This window comes from Streptomyces sp. NPDC030183 (genome assembly GCF_055573455.1).
The window spans coordinates 160,166-177,633 of record NZ_JBVIBK010000001.1 but is presented as its reverse complement, the minus strand read 5'-3'; the positions used below and the strand labels follow the sequence as shown (position 1 = coordinate 177,633).

15 protein-coding genes are annotated in these 17,468 nt (G+C 71.6%); 6 read left to right on the top strand and 9 right to left on the bottom strand.

The window, feature by feature from the left end; translation table 11 throughout:
• Positions 1–46 precede the first annotated feature (46 nt).
• Positions 47–1,063, bottom strand: a complete 1,017-nt coding sequence (locus tag ACZ4Z2_RS00735) for an aspartate-semialdehyde dehydrogenase (protein ID WP_468070929.1) — start codon at positions 1,061–1,063, stop codon at positions 47–49.
• Between the two features lie 467 nt (positions 1,064–1,530).
• On the opposite strand from ACZ4Z2_RS00735, the gene ACZ4Z2_RS00730 reads away from it, so the two are divergent.
• Complete coding sequence (locus ACZ4Z2_RS00730) at positions 1,531–2,049, top strand: RNA polymerase sigma factor (protein ID WP_468071646.1); 519 nt, start codon at positions 1,531–1,533, stop codon at positions 2,047–2,049.
• Position 2,050: 1 nt separating this feature from the next.
• Positions 2,051–3,088, top strand: a complete 1,038-nt coding sequence (locus ACZ4Z2_RS00725; RefSeq protein WP_468070927.1) for a hypothetical protein — start codon at positions 2,051–2,053, stop codon at positions 3,086–3,088.
• 271 nt (positions 3,089–3,359) lie between these two features.
• Here the strand turns inward: ACZ4Z2_RS00725 and ACZ4Z2_RS00720 are convergent, their stop codons facing one another.
• Entirely contained in the window at positions 3,360–3,599 is a 240-nt protein-coding gene (locus tag ACZ4Z2_RS00720; RefSeq protein WP_468070925.1) for a hypothetical protein, read from the bottom strand.
• A gap of 298 nt (positions 3,600–3,897) precedes the next feature.
• Complete coding sequence (locus ACZ4Z2_RS00715) at positions 3,898–4,878, bottom strand: LuxR C-terminal-related transcriptional regulator (RefSeq protein ID WP_468070923.1); 981 nt, start codon at positions 4,876–4,878, stop codon at positions 3,898–3,900.
• A 320-nt stretch (positions 4,879–5,198) separates the two neighbouring features.
• On the opposite strand from ACZ4Z2_RS00715, the gene ACZ4Z2_RS00710 reads away from it, so the two are divergent.
• From ACZ4Z2_RS00710 to ACZ4Z2_RS00700, 3 genes are all read left to right on the top strand, one after another.
• Complete coding sequence (locus ACZ4Z2_RS00710; RefSeq protein WP_468070921.1) at positions 5,199–5,660, top strand: NUDIX hydrolase; 462 nt, start codon at positions 5,199–5,201, stop codon at positions 5,658–5,660.
• Between the two features lie 329 nt (positions 5,661–5,989).
• Positions 5,990–7,762 (top strand): TIGR03767 family metallophosphoesterase, encoded by a 1,773-nt coding sequence (locus ACZ4Z2_RS00705; RefSeq protein WP_468070919.1) that lies wholly within the window; start codon positions 5,990–5,992, stop codon positions 7,760–7,762.
• A gap of 93 nt (positions 7,763–7,855) precedes the next feature.
• Complete coding sequence (locus ACZ4Z2_RS00700) at positions 7,856–8,995, top strand: serine hydrolase domain-containing protein (protein WP_468070917.1); 1,140 nt, start codon at positions 7,856–7,858, stop codon at positions 8,993–8,995.
• Between the two features lie 96 nt (positions 8,996–9,091).
• Here ACZ4Z2_RS00700 and ACZ4Z2_RS00695 read toward each other — a convergent pair whose 3' ends face one another.
• Together ACZ4Z2_RS00695 and pepN are read right to left on the bottom strand one after the other, a co-directional pair.
• The gene (locus ACZ4Z2_RS00695; RefSeq protein WP_468070915.1) at positions 9,092–10,144 is read right to left on the bottom strand and encodes a hypothetical protein; all 1,053 of its coding nucleotides are present in this window, start codon (positions 10,142–10,144) and stop codon (positions 9,092–9,094) included.
• Between the two features lie 280 nt (positions 10,145–10,424).
• Positions 10,425–13,001, bottom strand: coding sequence for an aminopeptidase N (pepN, locus tag ACZ4Z2_RS00690; protein ID WP_468070913.1), 2,577 nt, complete (start codon positions 12,999–13,001; stop codon positions 10,425–10,427).
• Positions 13,002–13,180: 179 nt separating this feature from the next.
• Between pepN and ACZ4Z2_RS00685 the strand changes: the two genes are divergently transcribed.
• Positions 13,181–13,834: a mycothiol-dependent nitroreductase Rv2466c family protein gene (locus ACZ4Z2_RS00685; RefSeq protein WP_468070911.1), complete on the top strand. Its 654-nt coding sequence runs from the start codon at positions 13,181–13,183 to the stop codon at positions 13,832–13,834.
• 40 nt (positions 13,835–13,874) lie between these two features.
• Here the strand turns inward: ACZ4Z2_RS00685 and ACZ4Z2_RS00680 are convergent, their stop codons facing one another.
• From ACZ4Z2_RS00680 to ACZ4Z2_RS00665, 4 genes are all read right to left on the bottom strand, one after another.
• Positions 13,875–14,108 carry a hypothetical protein gene (locus ACZ4Z2_RS00680; protein ID WP_468070909.1) on the bottom strand — a complete coding sequence of 78 codons (234 nt, stop codon included), beginning with the start codon at positions 14,106–14,108 and terminating at the stop codon, positions 13,875–13,877.
• A 168-nt stretch (positions 14,109–14,276) separates the two neighbouring features.
• Positions 14,277–14,918, bottom strand: coding sequence for a superoxide dismutase (locus ACZ4Z2_RS00675; RefSeq protein ID WP_468070907.1), 642 nt, complete (start codon positions 14,916–14,918; stop codon positions 14,277–14,279).
• Between the two features lie 139 nt (positions 14,919–15,057).
• On the bottom strand, positions 15,058–16,443 hold the full coding sequence (locus tag ACZ4Z2_RS00670; RefSeq protein ID WP_468070905.1) for an amino acid permease: 1,386 nt from the start codon (positions 16,441–16,443) through the stop codon (positions 15,058–15,060).
• 112 nt (positions 16,444–16,555) lie between these two features.
• Positions 16,556–17,464: a TauD/TfdA dioxygenase family protein gene (locus ACZ4Z2_RS00665; RefSeq protein WP_468070903.1), complete on the bottom strand. Its 909-nt coding sequence runs from the start codon at positions 17,462–17,464 to the stop codon at positions 16,556–16,558.
• Positions 17,465–17,468: the final 4 nt, after the last annotated feature.

Here is a 17,468-nt window from a genome sequence, read left to right as displayed (position 1 = left end):
ACGGCCGGCGCCCGGCGGCGGGACCGGCACCGGTTTGCCGCCGGTGTCAGCCCTTCAGCTCCGCCGCCACCAGCTCGGCGATCTGGACGGCGTTCAGCGCGGCGCCCTTGCGCAGGTTGTCGTTGGAGACGAACAGGGCGAGGCCGTGCTCGACGGTCTCGTCGGCGCGGATGCGGCCCACGAAGGAGGGGTCCTGGCCGGCGGCCTGGAGGGGGGTCGGGATGTCGGAGAGGGCGACACCCGGCGCGCCGGCGAGCAGCTCCGTCGCGCGCTCCACGGAGATCGGACGCGCGAAGCGGGCGTTGACCTGGAGGGAGTGCCCGGAGAACACGGGGACGCGGACGCACGTGCCGGAGACCTTGAGACCGGGGATCTCCAGGATCTTGCGGGACTCGTGGCGGAGCTTCTGCTCCTCGTCGGTCTCGTGCAGCCCGTCGTCGACGATCGAGCCGGCCAGCGGCAGGACGTTGAAGGCGATGGGCCGCTTGTAGACGCCCGGCTCCGGGAAGTCGACGGCCGAACCGTCGTGCGTGAGCTTGTCCGCGTCCGCCACGACCTTCTGGACCTGGCCGTGCAGCTCGGCGACGCCCGCGAGACCGGAGCCGGAGACCGCCTGGTAGGTGGCGACGACCAGCGCCTCCAGGCCCGCCTCCTCGTGCAGCGGACGCAGGACCGGCATCGCGGCCATCGTCGTGCAGTTCGGGTTGGCGATGATGCCCTTGGGGCGGTCGGCGATCGCGTGCGGGTTCACCTCGGAGACCACGAGGGGCACCTCGGGGTCGCGACGCCAGGCGGAGGAGTTGTCGATGACGACGGCGCCCTGGGAGGCCACCTTCTCGGCCAGCGCGCGGGAGGTCGCGCCACCGGCGGAGAACAGGACGATGTCGAGGCCGGAGTAGTCGGCGGTCGCCGCGTCCTCGACGGTCACCCCGTCGATGACCGAACCGGCCGAGCGGGCGGAGGCGAACAGGCGCAGCTCGTCCGTCGGGAAGTTCCGCTCCTTGAGGATCCTGCGCATGACCGTGCCGACCTGACCGGTGGCTCCGACGATTCCGACCCTCACGGTGACTCCTTTTACGTGGCTTGTCTGTGTCTGCTGCATGACCGAGGCGTTTCCATCATGCGGTGACTCCCGGTCCGCCTGTCCAATCCTTTGCCCTCGGCGCTCGGAGAATGGGACGCGGGGGACCTCGACACCGCATCCGGTTCTTTGGTGTGCACCCCGTCTGAGCTGGAGATATTGGCTCTGCGGTGGCTCGGCGCCGCAAGCTGTTCTGCCTCCCCCCTGCCCGCCCGCACCGTGCACACGCGAAGGTGTGACGTACGCCTCTGCGGGGCGGGGGAGAAGTCGTGGGCGGACGCCGAACGTTTCGGCCCGCCCCGGCGTCGTAGGGGAAACGCGGGAGGGGAGGGGTGGCTGTGCTGCGCAGAAAGGCGCGCCGCGTCCATGAGGTGGACGATCCGCTGCGGGTGGCCGGCGGCCCGTCGGTCACGGGGGGCACGGCCGGCGGGGGTGACCGGGCGGCCGCCGTGACGGGCCCTCCGGCGGTGGGGGACACGGGGACGGATCCGCTGGACGCGGCCCAGGAGCGGCGGGTGCGGGCGGTGCTCGCGCTCGGCGGTGTGCCGCAGTCGGACCTGCCGGACGGGGTGCAGCAGGTACGGCTGCGGCTGCTGGAGCGGGCCGCGAGCGGCCGTGAGGCCCCGCGGGACGTGTCCGCGTGGGCGGCGGTGGTCGCCTCCAACCTGGCGATGGACTGGCACCGCGCCAAGCGCCGCCAGGAGCGCCTCGGTGAGCGCCTGGCCTCGCTGCGCCAGCTGGAGCACCCCTCCGGCGAGGACACCAGCGTGCTGTCGCTCGCCGTCACCCGCGGCCTGGACGAGCTGCCCGACGCCCAGCGCCAGGTCCTCGTCCTCCGTTTCTACGCCGACCTGCCGGTACGGGACATCGCCGACGAGCTCGGCATCCCCCAGGGCACGGTCAAGAGCAGGCTCCACTCAGCGGTCCGCGCCCTGCGCGCCCGCCTGCACGAGGACGAGGTGGTGTGACATGGCCGCCCGGGAAAACAACCGGCACGACACCGAACCCGACGACGCGACGCCCAGGGCCCACGCGACCGGGGACGTCCGGACGGAGGGCGTCCAGGCCGGGGGAGCCGTGTTCGAGGGAGCCGAGGGCGAGAGGGTTGTGTTCGAGGGGGCCGAGTACGGCGGTATGGACGCCTTGATGGCCGCGCTGCTCGACGAGCCGCTGCCGGAGGAGGCGCTCGCGGACGGCGAGTTCATGGCCGCCCGGCGTGCCGCGGCCGCCGATGTGGTGCTGCTGCGGGAGCAGCTGGGGCTGATCGGCGACGCCTTGGCAGGCGCAGACGCCCTGGCCGGGGCCGACGCCACTGCGGGCGCCCGGGAGGCGGAGGCCGGCGGGCCGCCGGGGCGACCCGTGGCCGCGCGGCCGGGGGACGCGGGCGGGGCCGAGACGGTCACCGGGCGGCAGCCCGAGCCCGAGACGGCCTCCGTCGCGCCGGTGAGGCCCCTGCCGACGCGGCCGGACCGCTCCCGGCGGCGCCGCCGGGCCCTGTCCGTCGCCTTCGGCACCCTGGCCGCGGCGGCCGCCGCCACCGTCGTCGTCGGCCTCGGTGCCGTCGTGGTCCAGTCGGGGGGCGGGGGCTCGGACGGCTCCGACAGCGCCACCAGCCAGAAGGGCAGCGGCGTGCACGACGACGCGAAGAGCGAGGCGGGCGGCGGGAACACCCCCGGCAAGCTCAGCCAGGAGGGCTTCGTCACCTGCGCCCGCCTGATCGTGGAGGGCACCGTCGTCTCCGTCGAGTCCGTCCCCGGCGCCGACCGGGACCGCGTCACCCTCGACGTCGACCGCTACTACAAGCCGGACAAGGGTGCGAAGGAGATCGTCTTCCCCATGTACCAGGACGCCACCCCTCGGCTGAAGACGGGCGATCAGGTCCTCGTCGGCATCCCGCGCGACGGCGCCGAACCCGACCTGTGGACCACCGACCCGAGCGAGATCGCCCGTGACCGTGTCTGGATCGAGGCCGCGGTGTCGCAGGCGGAGGGCCGGCCGTGTGAGTGAGGTGCGTCGGCCGGCTCGCGCTCGTGGGCCGGCCGACCCACGAGTCCGGCCCGCGGGCCCACGTGCCGGGATCGGCTCGCGTCCCTGCGCCCGTGCCCCGGCGCCCTGCCCCTACCTCGGGTGGCGCGCACGCATACGGCCCGCCGGGGAGACCGGCGGGCCGTATTCCGGCGGGCCTGAGCGGCGGCGGCACCGCCGGGCACCCCGGATCGGGTTCTCCGATCCCAGGTGCTCCACTGCCTGGGCGCGACTGGTGCGACCGGTGGTCAGGTCACTTCTGGTCGTCCCAGGTCCAGGTCCCCTTCTCGCCGGGGACGATGACCCCGGGCTGGACGCCGCCGCCCTTGTCCGGCTTGGCGGGTACGACGACCTCCGTCACGGCGTCGTCCGCGGCCAGCCGCGTGCCGGCCGGGGCGTCGACGGCGGTGCCGAGGGCGAGGGCCGCGGCGGCGGAACCCAGACCGAGGAGGGCGAGGACGCCGAGTCGCCGGGAGCGCGTCGAGGAATGCACAACCGTTCCTCTTTCGTGAGGGGTTACAGGTGAGGGCCCTGTGAAGGGCCATGACCGATCATGGTTGATCACCGTCCGAAACGCAGGTGCTCACGATGGCCGCTTGCGGCCATGGCACGACAGGGCCACCGCACCCACGATTAGGTCCCGGAAGAGGAATCCGGGTGGGGGCATCCTCAGGAGAGACCCCGGCGGACAGGTCCTGGCGGACAGATCCCGGCGGACAGGTCCCGCCGGAGAGACCCCGGCGGAGCGATCCCGCCGGAGAGACCCCGGCGGAGAGACCCCGGCGGCGACGCTACAGCCAGCCCCGTCGTACCGCCTCCGCGCCCGCCTCGAACCGGCTCTGCGCGTCCAACCGCTTCATCAGGTCGGACATCAGCCGTCTGATCGTACGCACGGAGAGCCCCAGCTTGCGGGCGATCCCCTGGTCGGTCATCCCGTCGGACAGCAGTTTCAGCAGGACCCGGTCGCGTTCGCTCGCCCCGTCCCCCAGCGCCGCCGGGGCCTCCGCGCCCAGCGGCACACCCTGCGCCCAGACCAGCTCGAACAGCTCGGCGAGGGCCTGCACGACGCCCTGGTAGCGGACGACGAGCGCGCCCTGGCGGCTGTCCTCGGCGTTCACCGGCACGACCGCGACCTCACGATCGCAGATGATCATCCGCATCGGAAGGGCGGGCACGGTGCGGACCTGTCCGCCCATGGAGGTCAGCCAGGTCGCGTAGTCGGAGGTGGGCTGGTCGTTGCGGACGCTGTCGAGGTAGACCGAGCGCATCCGTACGCCCCGGTCGAAGGACTCCTGGTCCAGGGGGCGGGCGGACTCCAGTCCGGCCGCGCTCACGGCGCCGCCCGGTGTGAAGGTGCAGACCTCGTGCACCGCGTCCCGCGACAGTTGCTCCAGCCGGGTGCGGACCGCGTCCACCCCGACCAGGTGCTCGGCGCCCCCGGTGTGCCGCAGCCCCAGGGCCGCGTACTCCTTGGCGAACTCGGCGACCACCGCCTGATGCCGGGACAGATGGGCGCGCCGGGAGTCGAGTTCGGCCTCACGGCGGCGCAACTCCGGCCCCAGGATCGTCTCGGGGTTCATCGGCAGGTACGTCGTGTCGGTGACCGGGCTCAGCAGGGAGAGACCGGAGAGCCGGTCCACGGCCGCCCGCACCTCGTCCTCGGTGAGGCCCGTGTGCCGCCCGACGTCGTGGAGGGTCCAGGACGGGTTGGTGAGCAGACTCCGGTAGACGCGAACGGCGTCGGTGTCCGCTTCCAGGAATTCGTCCAGCACAGTCGGCCCTTTCGCCTCCCCACCCCCTCACACCCCAAGGGGAATCTTAGTTCGATCCGTGCCGATTTCGCGCTGGATCGGGGGCCTTGTGGCGAAGGCTACAGGGCAGGCACGACAGTGCCATGGCGCGTTGCGGCCACCCTTCGCCCCTGGTGTTCGAGCGTGGCCCGACCGAAGATCGAGGAGCGCGACGCACCGATGTGCGGCGGCCCGTCCAACGGGGGGACGGGCCGTCGCGCCGACCGCCCCCCGTCGCCAGGGGCGGGTGCCACGTGGGGAGCACCCGCCCCTTCCTCGCATCCGTTGAGTAACGTCTCCTCATGCGCGAGGACTTGCGGGTGGCGGCCTACGCCGTGTGCGTACGGGACGGACAGGTGCTGCTGGCCCGCTGGGTCGCCCGGGACGGCACCAAGCGCTGGACCCTCCCCGGCGGCGGTATGGACCACGGTGAGGACCCCTACGACACCGTCGTCCGCGAGGCCGACGAGGAGACCGGCTACACCGTCGAGCCGACCGCCCTCCTCGGCGTCGACTCCGTCACCGAGGACCGCTCCCGCCGCCTGGGCTCCCGAGCCGCCTTCCACAGCCTCCGCCTCGTCTACGAGGCCCGCGTGACGGGCGGCACCCTCCGCCACGAGACCAACGGCTCGACGGACATGGCCGCGTGGCACCCTTTGGAGGAGGTCCCCGCCCTGGAAAGGGTCCCCCTGGTGGACGTGGGCCTGACCCTGTGGCGCCGGCGCCCGCCGAACGGCCACCTGGAACCGCCGGCCGACCGGTGAAGGGGCGCGGGGAACTGCGCGACGAGCCACGACGAACCGGAAGCCACCCCACCACGCAAGCCGCGCGGCGAGTCCGTGCCCTACCCCGTCACATGAACGAGGAGTGACCACTTCCCCTCGGTTGCCCTTACCTTCGGCAACCCCCGGCGAACACCCAGCGCCCTCGAAGATCCACGTACCGTGATCGGCGCCACCCGTTGCCACCTCGTTAACGTCCAGGTCACCCCGACTGCCAAGCATTCAGGACGAGCGGGAAACCCACTCCGGCCCCCACCGCGGAGCGGCCCCGCGACCACTGCCGACGCGTTCGCACTCGGGGAGACCGCGCCATGTCGCGCATACGCTCAGTCGCTGCCGCCGCCACCCACCCTGACCGCCGTGCCTTCCTCGCCGCCACCGGCGCGGTCGGCCTCTCGGCGGGCATCGGGATCGCCCTGCGGCCGGAGACGGACGCCCACGCCGCCGCCGCTTCGGGGACCGCCACCGAGGTCCCGCTGGCGAACCTCTCCAACCGGGCGGCCCCGGCCGCCCCGCTCGCGCCGTACACCCGGGGCACCACCCTCGCCTCGGTCGCGGCGCCGCGCAACGCCTCCGGCTACCGCCGCCTCGGCGACGGCCCCGCCTGGAAGCGGGTCGTGCGCTCCGACCTCGCGGCCCCCAAGTCGGGCCGGGAGAAGCGCCGTACGGCTCTCGCGTCGTTCGTGCAGTTCACCGATCTGCATGTCGTCGACGTGCAGCACCCGCTGCGCTACGAGTACCTGCGCGCCCAGACCGCGAGCGCCTGGCGTCCGCAGGAGGCCCTGTCCGTGGCCGGGGCGGTCTCGCTCGTCGAGCGGGTCAACTCGCTGCGGGGCGCGCCCGTCACCGGCTCGCCGCTGCACTTCGTCATGACGACCGGCGACAACACCGACAACAACTCCAGGACGGAACTGGACTGGTTCCTGAAGGTGATGAGCGGCGGCCGCGTCACCCCCAACTCCGGTGACCCGCGCCGCTACGAAGGCGTCCAGAACAGCGGCCTCAAGCTCTACTGGCAGCCGGACTCCACCCTCCGCGACGCCGACAAGAAGCTCGGCTTCCCCCACCTCGACGGCTTCCTGGCGGCCGCCATCCGCGAGGTCAACAGCCCCGGCCTGAAAGTCCCCTGGTACTCCACGGTCGGCAACCACGACTCCCTCCCCGGCGGCTGCTACGCCCCCGGCGACTCCTTCTTCGCGGACTTCGCGGTCGGCGGCAAGAAGCTGATGACCCTGGACGAGCAGGTCGGCAAGGCGCTCTGGGACAACGTCAAGAGCGGCGGCGACCCCCGGGGCGCCGACTGGAAGGCCGTGCTCAAGTCCCAGGCGAAGAGGATGCGTTCGGTCACCCCGGACGAGGGCCGGGCGCCCTTCACCCCCCTGGAGTACCTGAAGGCCCACCTCGACCCGGCCCACACCGGCCCCGGCCCGGTCGGCCACGGCTACTCGCAGGCCAACCTCGACGCCCGCACCCAGTACTACGTCTTCCGGATCGCCGACGACGTCATCGGCATCAGCCTCGACTCCACCGACCCCGGCGGCCACTACGAGGGCTCGCTGGGCACGGCGCAGCTGAAGTGGCTGGAGCGGACGTTGAAGGAGGCCGCCAAGGACGGCACGTACGCGGTGGTCTTCAGCCACCACACCAGCAGGACCATGCGCAACCTCCGCAAGGACCCGTCCCGTCCGGGCGAGGCCCGGCACGGCGGCGACGAGGTGCTGGCCCTGCTGGGCCGCCACCGCAACGTCCTCGCCTGGGTGAACGGCCACAGCCACCGCAACCGCGTGACCCCGCACAAGTACGCCGGAGGCGGCTCGTTCTGGGAGATCTCGACCGCGTCCCACATCGACTTCCCCCAGCTCGCGCGCGTGATCGAGCTGGTGGACAACAAGGACGGCACGATCTCCCTGTTCACGACCCTGATCGAGTCGGCCGCCCCGCACGCCACCCGCTTCACCGACCTCAGCCAGACCGGCCTCGCGGCCCTGTACCGGGAGCTGTCGTTCAACGCGCCCGGCCGCCGTGACACCCTCACGGGCACCCCCGGTGACCGCAACGTGGAGCTGGTGCTCCGAAAGGGCTGAAAACCGCTCAACGCCCGTACGCGTGTCAACCCCGGCCGCACGGCCGGGGTCCCCCTCCGTGACCGGACGATCATCTCGGACACAGGGGGAACGATGTCAGTACGTACGGGTCTGGTGGCGGCGACCGCGGTGGTCGCGGCGGTGGCGCTCGCCGCCCCGGTGGCGACGGCCGCGCCCGCCTCCGTGAGAGGCGGCCACGGCGCGACCCGCGAGGCGATGGACGCCAACGTGAAGGACGGCGTCGTCGGCATCGCCCTCCAGGCGAAGGACGCCCACGGCGTGTGGAAGGCGACGGCGGGCGTGGGCGACCTGCGGACCGGCGCGCCGCGCACCGCCCACGACCGTTTCCGGGCCGGCAGCATCACCAAGACCTTCGTGGCGACGGTCCTGCTGCAACTGGAGGCCGAGGGCAGGCTGTCGCTGGACGACACGGTGGACAAGTGGCTGCCCGGCCTGGTCCGCGGCCACGGTCACGACGGCCGCCGGGTGACGGTCCGCCAACTCCTCAACCACACCAGCGGGATCTACAACTACACCAGCGACGAGCAGCTCGGCCGGGAGGTCTTCCTCGCCGAGGGGTTCCTGAAGAACCGCTACCGCACCCACACGCCGCAACAGCTCGTCGGCATAGCGATGAAGCACGAGCCGGACTTCGCCCCCGGCACCGGCTGGAACTACTCCAACACCAACTACCTGCTCGCCGGCCTGGTGATCGAGAAGGTCACCGGCAACCCGTACGGCGACGAGGTCCGCGCCCGCATCATCGAACCCCTCGGCCTGCGCGGCACGAAACTTCCCGGCACGTCCCCCGGCCTGCCGGGGCCGCACAGCCGCGCCTACTCCAAGCTGGCCGAGACCGCGGACGGAAAGACGTACGACGTCACGAAGTTCAACCCGTCCGTGGCCGGCGCGGCGGGTGAACTGGTCTCCAACTCCGCCGACCTGAACCGCTTCTACTCGGCGCTGCTGCGCGGCCGGCTCCTGCCGAGGAAGCAGCTCGACGCGATGAGGACGACGGTCCCCGTCAAGGGGTTCGGCGGCTACGGCCTCGGCCTCATCGAGCGCACGCTCTCCTGCGGCGTCCAGGTGTGGGGTCACAGCGGCGGCATCCACGGCTCCCTCTCCGAGTCCGTCACGACCCCGGACGGCGGCCACTCCCTCAGCTTCAACCTCAACAGCGACTGGGCCGGGGACAGCGAGGCGATCGTGGAGGCGGAGTTCTGCGGCAAGTAGGCGCCTGAGCACGGCATGAGGAAGGGCCGCCGCGAGGTGCGGCGACCCTTCCTCTCCCCTCCTGCGTTCCCGCCCGGGGACGGACGGGTTCCCGGATTACCGGGGAAGCACCACCACATACGCGGCCGGATCGCGGTCGGACGACGCCATCAGCGCGGTGCGGACGACCGCCGCCTGCTGTTCGAGGGCCTCACGCAGCTTCTTCGGAGTGATGTGGACGACGGTGATGCCGAGCCGTTCCAGGGTCTCCCGCTTGCGGGCGTACTCCGACCAGAGCGCGTCGTCCTCCTGGCGCGGGGCCCGGGTGTCCAGCTCCACCGCGACGGCCTGCTCCGGCCAGTACGCGTCGAGACCGCCGAGGTGGGGGCCGCCCGGGAGCCGGAGGTCCACGTTCCAGACCGGGTCGGGCAGGGCGAACTCCCTCACCATCCGGTAGAGCTGGTCCTCCGCGATCGCCCGCCCCTCGGCGAGCAGGGAGTCCACCGCGTCCACCACATGGGGACGGTTCAGCAGCCTCGCCTGCGTCAGCTCGCGGACGACCGCCGCCGGTTCGGTGTGGCCGCCGCGCACCGCCTCGGTCAGCAGCCGGCGTACGGAGTCCACGTCGACCAGCTCCGCCACCGCGTCGGCCAGGGCGCGCGGCACGGGGGCGACGGGCAGGCCGGTCACGTACGACGGGGTCGGCAGGGACGCGGTGCGGATGACGCGGGCGCAGCCGACGGTGCGCAACCGGCGCATCCGCGGCACCAGGACGTCGATGGTGTCCAGGGACAGCAGCGGGGGAGCGGACGAGAAGCCGTGCAGCGTCAGCGCCGCGAGGCCCGTGATCACGGCGTCCGCGTAGCGGGGGGTCGCACGGGGCTCGTCGGCGTTCGGCTGCGCGGGGACGCCGGCGGCCGGCTCACGGAACGGGGTGCGGGCGGCGTACGACAGGACGGCGTGCAGCCGCTCCTCGGAGGTGGGCGGGCCGGGGTGCAGCAGGTAGACGCCGGGGAGGAGCTGCTGCCAGGGACCGCCTTGCCGGCACTGCTCGTTGGTCTCGGCGGGGGTGACACCCTGCGCGCGCAACTGCGCGGCCGTCAGCACGCGGCGGTGCACGTCCGCGAGCCGGCGGAGGGGGCGGGAGGAGAGCGGGGTGTTGTGGTTCATGACGGGGAGGTTCCCGCGCCGGGAGCGGCTCTGAACCCCTGTTACAAGCCCGTCGACAAATACGGACAACTCCGCACTAAAGTACGTGCGTTCGACTGCCGATAGTGGCTGGTCCGCCCCGCGATCGGAAAAGGTTACGGCTCTGACTACCCGAACTTCGTAACGTCGAACCAGGCAAAAGAAATTGACGCGCACCGGCGGCACGTGGTGACGCCGGGTCGCGCACCCGTGCCGACGGCGGGCGCCGGGTGCGCGACACCGGTGAGGACGAGAGAGAGGACTACCCCTCGCCGCCCGCGTCGCACGCCTGGGCCCGCAGGGCCCGTGCCAGGTCGTCGCGGGCCTCCACCACCAGTCGGCGCAGCGCGGGCGCGGCCCCCTCATGGGCGGCGAGCCAGGCGTCCGTCGCCTCCAGGGTCGCCGGGGAGTCCTGCAGCGACGGGAACAGACCCCGGACCACGTCCATCCCGATCTGGATGGACCGCTCGGCCCACACCCGCTCGATCACCTCGAAGTACCGTTCGGCGTACGGCGCCACCAGCTCCCGCTGGGACGGCCGCGCGAACCCCGCGATGGTCGCCTCCACCAGCGCGTTCGACAGCACGTCCGACTCCACCACCGACGCCCACGCCTGCGCCTTCACCGCGGCCGACGGCCGGGCCGCCAGGCACCGCACCTGGTGCCGCTTGCCGGAGGCCGTGTCGTCCCGGGCCAGCTCCGCCGCGAGGATCCCCTCACCGGCCACCCCGTGAGTCGCCAGCGGCTCCAGGAACGCCCACCGCAGCTCCTGGTCGACCTCCAGCCCGTCGACCTTCTCGGTCCCCGCGAGCAGCCCCTGGAGCACCCCGAGGTCGGCCTCGCTCGACGCGACGGCCGCGAAGAACCGCGCCCAGGTCAGCTGGTGCTGGCTGCCCGGCTCGGCGGCCCGCAGCTCCCGCAGGGCGCCCTCCGCCAGCAGCCGGGCGCCGGTCTCCCGCCACTCCGGCGCCGCGTAGAAGGTGAGCGCCGAGTTCGCCCAGGCGTGCAGCATCTGCAGCACGCCGATGTCGGACTCCCGGCCGGCGAACCGCAGCACCAGGTCGACGAAGTCCCGCGCCGGGAGCAGCGCGTCCCGGGTGAGGTTCCACAGCGCCGACCAGCACAGCGCGCGCGCCAGCGGGTCGGAGATGTCACCGAGCCCGGCCCGCAGCGTGTCCAGCGACCCGGCGTCGAAGCGGATCTTGCAGTACGTGAGGTCGTCGTCGTTGACCAGCACCAGCTCCGGCGCCTCGGCCCCGGCCAGTTCGGCCACGACCGTACGCGCCCCGTCGACGTCCGCCTCGGCGCGCGCGTACCGCTCCAGCGTGCCGTCGCCGCCGCGCCGGTACAGCCCGATCGCCACCCGGTGCGGCCGCAGCTCGGGGTGGGACTCGGCCGCCTCCTGCACCACCGCCAGCTCGTCGATCCGGCCCTCGGCGTCGAGCAGCACCTGCGGGGTGAGGGAGTTCACCCCGGCCGTCTCCAGCCAGGCCCGCGACCAGGCGGCCATGTCCCGCCCGCTGGTCTCCTCCAGGACCGACAGCAGGTCACCGAGGCGCGTGTTGCCGTAGGCGTTGCGCTTGAAGTAGCGGCGGGCGCCCTCCAGGAACGCCTCACGGCCCACATAGGCCACCAGTTGCTTCAGGACGGACGCGCCCTTGGCGTAGGTGATGCCGTCGAAGTTGAGCTTGGCGTCCTCCAGGTCGCGGATGTCGGCCGTGACGGGATGGGTGGAGGGCAGTTGGTCGGCGCGGTACGCCCACGCCTTGCGGTTGTTGGCGAAGGTGACCCAGCCGTTGGTGAAACGGGTGGCCTCGACCATGGAGAAGGAGCCCATGAAGTCCGCGAAGGACTCCTTCAGCCACAGGTCGTCCCACCACACCATGGTCACGAGGTCGCCGAACCACATGTGCGCCATCTCGTGCAGGATGACGTTGGCCCGCCGCTCGTACGACGCCCGGGTGACCTTGCCGCGGAAGATGAACTCCTCGCGGAAGGTGACGAGCCCCGGGTTCTCCATCGCGCCCAGGTTGTACTCGGGCACGAACGCCTGGTCGTACTTCCCGAACGGGTACGGGTAGTCGAAGTGGTCGTGGAAGAAGTCCAGGCCCTGCTTGGTGACCGCGAAGACGTCGTCGGAGTCGAAGTAGGGGGCGAGCCCCTTGCGGCACATCGCGCCGAGGGGGATCTCCAGCCGCGTGCCGTCGCCGAGGACCCGCTCGTAGGAGTCCGTGACGTAGTGGTACGGGCCGGCGACCACGGCGGTGATGTACGTCGAGATCGGCTTGGTCTCCGCGAAGCGCCACACCCCGTCGGTGCGCTCTCCGGCGCCGTTGCTCCACACCACCCAGTCCTCGGGTGCCCGCACCTCGAAGCGGAACGGGGCCTTGAGGTCCGGCTGCTCGAAGTTGGCGAAGACCCGGCGGGAGTCGGCCGGCTCGTACTGCGTGTACAGGTAGACCTCGCCGTCCTCGGGGTCGACGAAGCGGTGCATGCCCTCGCCGGTGCGGGAGTAGGCGCACTGGGCGTCGACCACCAGCTCGTTCTCGGCGGCCAGGTCGTCCAGGACGATCCGGGAGCCGTCGAAGACCTCGCGGGGGTCGAGGTCCCTGCCGTTGAGGGAGACCGACGTCACACTCGGCGCGATCAGATCGGCGAAGCTGGTGGCGCCCGGGTCGGCGCACCGGAAGCGGATGGTCGTCACCGAGCGGAAGGTCCGCGGCTCGTCACCCCGGTCGCCGACGGCGGACCGCAGGTCGAGGGAGACCTCGTAGCCGTCGACGGACAGCAGCGCGGCCCGCTCCTGGGCCTCGTCGCGGGACAGATTCTCACCGGGCACGGGCGGCACTCCCTCGGGGGTGGTGTTCAGTATGCGGACAGGGCCGATCCTGCCATGCGCTCCTGACGGCGGGCAGCCGGGAATGAGGCGGGCGGCCGGGAATGACGCGGGTGGCGCCGGTGTTGCGGGTTGTTGCGCTGTAAACCGACACCGCTCTCTTGCTCTCTCCGAGGAGAACCATGTCCGAGCAGACCTCAGGCAAGACCCCCGTCGACTTCTGGTTCGACCCTCTGTGCCCCTGGGCGTGGATGACCTCGCGGTGGGTGCTGGAGGTGGAGAAGGTCCGGGAGATCGAGGTCCGCTGGCATCTGATGAGCCTCGCGGTCCTCAACGAGAACAAGCTCGACGAACTCCCGGAGGAGTACCGCGAGCTGCTGGAGACCAAGGCGTGGGGCCCGGTCCGCGTGGTCATAGCCGCTCAGGAGGAGCACGGCGCCGAGGTGCTCGGCGATCTCTACACGGCGATCGGCACGCGCGTCCACAACCAGGGCGAGGGCATCGGCAAGGAGGTCGTCGCCGCGGCGTTGAAGGACGTCGGGCTGCCCGAGTCCCTCCTGGACCACTGGGACTCCACCCCGTACGAGCCGCAGCTGCGCGCCTCCCACAAGGAGGGCATCGACAAGGTCGGCCAGGACGTCGGCACGCCCGTCATCGCGGTCCCCGGCGCCGACGGCGAGCAGATCGCCTTCTTCGGACCGGTCGTCACCCCCGCGCCCCAGGGCGAGGAGGCCGCGAAGCTCTGGGACGGCACCCTCCTGGTCGCCTCCGTCCCCGGCTTCTACGAGATCAAGCGCACCCGCACCAAGGGCCCCGACTTCAGCAACCTGGTCTGACCACGCAGGCCGGCGCCTGGCTCCGCCGGCGGTCTCGGGCTCACTCCAACTCGTCGGGCAGTCGCTTGGTGAGTTTGAAGTGCTTCTCGTGGCCGTGGGTGCGGAGGTTGAGGCAGATCTTGCCGTCGGGCCGGTTGTTGACGCACTTGAAGTAGTTGGCGGAGACCGGGTTGCCGAGCTGTCTCTGGAGCCAGTCGCGTTCCTTGGCGGTGAGCGGCTCGTGCGGTTCCTCGGAGCGGCACGTCTGGCAGGTCAGTCGTCTCGACGTCGGCATCCTCCAAGAATCGCGTCGAAACCGCCCGTAACGGAAGAGGCTGCGCCGAAAGGCACCCCGAAGCAGGAGGGCCCCCGCGAGTCACGTCCTCGCGGGGGCCCTCCCTTCATCCGCCTGCCCGGTGAACGGTGAGAAGACGATCACGAGCAGGAGACCGGGAACCCCGTCTCAGGGGGTGAGCAGCAGCACGTCCGCGCGGGACTTGGCGGCGGTGTAGCGCCTCGCCACGTCCTGCCAGTTGACGACCTGCCACATCGCCTCGATGAAGTCGACCTTCTGGTTCCTGTACTGCAGATAGAAGGCGTGCTCCCAGGCGTCGAACACCAGGATCGGCGTCGAGCCCTGCCCGACGTTGCCCTGGTGGTCGTAGACCTGCTCGACGATCAGCCGCCCGCTCAGCGGCTCGTACGCGAGCACGCCCCAGCCGGAGCCCTGCGTCGTCGCCGACGCCTTCGACAGCTGCGCCTTGAAGGCGGCGAACGACCCGAACGACTCGGTGATCGCGTCCGCCAGCTCGCCGACGCCGTCCACGGCCAGTGGTTCGCCGCCGCCGTCGCCCGTCATGTTCTGCCAGTAGACGGAGTGCAGGATGTGGCCCGAGAGGTGGAAGGCCAGGTTCTTCTCCAGGCCGTTGACCGCCCCCCACGACTCCTTGTCCCGCGCCTCCGCCAGCTGCTCCAGCGTGTCGTTGGCCCCCTTCACATACGCCGCGTGGTGCTTGTCGTGGTGCAGCTCGATGATCTCCGGGCTGATCACGGGCGCGAGCGCCGCGTAGTCGTACGGCAGTTCAGGCAGCGTGTAGACGGGCATGACGGATCCCCTCCGACTCTTATTGCAAGTTACTTGCAACTGCACGCTAACAGCAAGAGGTGGGTTTCCGGCACGCGAAAGGGCCCCCGCACCGGACGGTCCGTCCTGAGTGCGAGGGCCCCGTGGCGCCGAGGGCGCGTCAGCGGCCGGCGCGCGCCCGCTGCCGGCCGTACCCCACGGCCGCCAGCACCGCCGTCATCCCGCCCGACCAGTACAGCTGCGTCCGGGTCGCCGGCTCCCGGGCCATGAGGACGAACACCGCCGCCATCCCGGCCAGCGCCACCCACGTCAGCCAGGGGAACGCCCACATGCGGACGACGAGGCGCTCGGGGGCCTCGCGTTCGATGCGGCGGCGCAGCAGCAACTGCGAGACGGCGATGAGGATCCACACGACGAGGATCACCGCGCCGATCATGTTCAGCAGCCACGCGAAGACGTCGTCGGGCCGCCAGTAGCTCAGCACGACGCAGAGGAAGCCGAAGACGCTGGAGGCCAGCACCGCGATCCGGGGGACCCCGCCCGAGACCCGGCCGAGGAACCTCGGGCCCTGCCCGCGCTCCACCAGGGAGTAGGCGATGCGCGAGGAGCCGTAGATGTTGGCGTTCATCGCGCTCAGCAGCGCCACGAACACCACCACGTTCATCAGCTGACCGGCGCCGGGGATGCCGATGCGGTCGAGGGCGGCGACGTAGGGGCCCTTCTCGACGACCGCCTCGGAGTCCCACGGGACCAGCGTCACGATGACGGCCATGGAGCCGATGTAGAAGACGGCGATGCGCCACATCGCCGTGCGGACGGCGGTCGCGACGCCCTTCACCGGGTTCTCCGACTCGGCCGCCGCGATCGTCACGGTCTCCAGGCCGCCGTACGCGAAGATCGAGGCGAGCAGGCCGACGACCAGACCGTCCGTGCCGTTGGGCAGCAGACCGCCCTCGCCCGTGAGGTTGGCGAGGCCGGGCGAGTCGCTGCCGGGGAGGACGCCCGCGACGGCCAGGACGCCGAGCACCAGGAACAGGGCGATCGCGCCCACCTTCAGCGCGGCGAACCAGAACTCGAACTCGCCGAAGTTCTTCACGGCCGCCAAATTGGTGCCGAGGAACACCAGCATGAACAGCGCGACCCAGGCCCACTCGGGCGTCCCGGGCACCCACCCGGTCACGATCTTCGCCGCGCCGATGCCCTCCAGGCCGACGGCGGTGCACAGCAGCACCCAGAACGACCAGCCGGCGGTGAAGCCCGCCCAGGGGCCGACGGCGCGTTCGGCGTGCGCCGAGAAGGAGCCCGACGACGGGTACGCGGCGGACATCTCGCCGAGCATCCGCATCACCAGCATCACGAGGAGCCCGGAGAGGGCGTACGCGAGGACGATCGACGGGCCGGCGGCGGCGATCCCCGCGCCGGAGCCGACGAAGAGCCCCGCGCCGATCACCCCGCCGAGGGCGATCATCGACAGGTGGCGCTGCTTGAGGCCGTGGGAGAGGGAAACGTCCTGCTCCTGTGGAGCCTTGACGGTGCTGCTGGGCATGGGCGCGGCTCGTCCAATGCGTGAGAGGGCAAAAACGTCCACAGTCTGGACAGCCCCCTCGTCCGCACGAAGGGGCCGTCCGTTATCCGGACGCGTCCGGCACGCAGAGTGGCTACGCGGCTACGGGAACGGCTACCGGGGTGTAGTGCGCCGCGTCGCCCTCGACGGAGTAGCTCTCCTTCCCCTCGACGCCCACCGGCACGTCACCGGCGACGGTCACCCGGTGCAGCCGGCGCGGCAGACCGTCGTAGTTGTCGATGGCGTAGTGCTGGGTGATGCGGTTGTCGAAGATGACGAGCTGGTTCGGCGACCAGCGGTGGCGCAGCACGTTCTCCGGGCGGGTGACGTACGACTGGAACAGGTCGAGGAGCTTGCGGGACTCACCCGTCGACAGACCGACGATCCGCTGCGCGAACCCGCCGATGAACAGCCCCCGTTCGCCGGTCAGCGGGTGGACGCGCACCACCGGGTGGACCGTGCGGTACTTGATGGACGTGAACTGCGCGCGGGCGGCGGCCTGCTGCTCGTCGAGGGCCTCCTCGGGCACCGCGTAGTCGTAGTCGTTGGTGTGCTCGGCCCACAGGGTGTCGGCGAGGGCGCGCAGCGGCTCGGGCAGGTCGCGGTAGGCAGCCGCCGAGTTCGCGATCAGCGTCTCGCCGCCGTACGGCGGGATCGTGATGCTGCGCAGCGAGGTCGCCTGGGGCGGGTTGAGGACGAAGGTGACGTCGGTGTGCCAGTGGTTGGCGGCGCGGCCCCGCTCGCTGTCGACGGGCAGGACGTTCGGGGTGCCGTCGACGGACGGCACGGTCGGATGCGCGGTGGTGATGTCGCCGAAGTGCCGGACGAACGCCTGCTGGCTCGCGTCGTCGAGGTTCACCACGTCGAACACCAGGGCCTTGTGGACGTTGAGGGCCTCCCGGAGTTCGGTGACCGTTCCGTCGTCGAGCGGCCGGGCGATGTCCACACCGGCCACCTCGGCGCCGATGTTCCCGGTGATCTTGCGGATCTGGAGGTCGGACATGTGC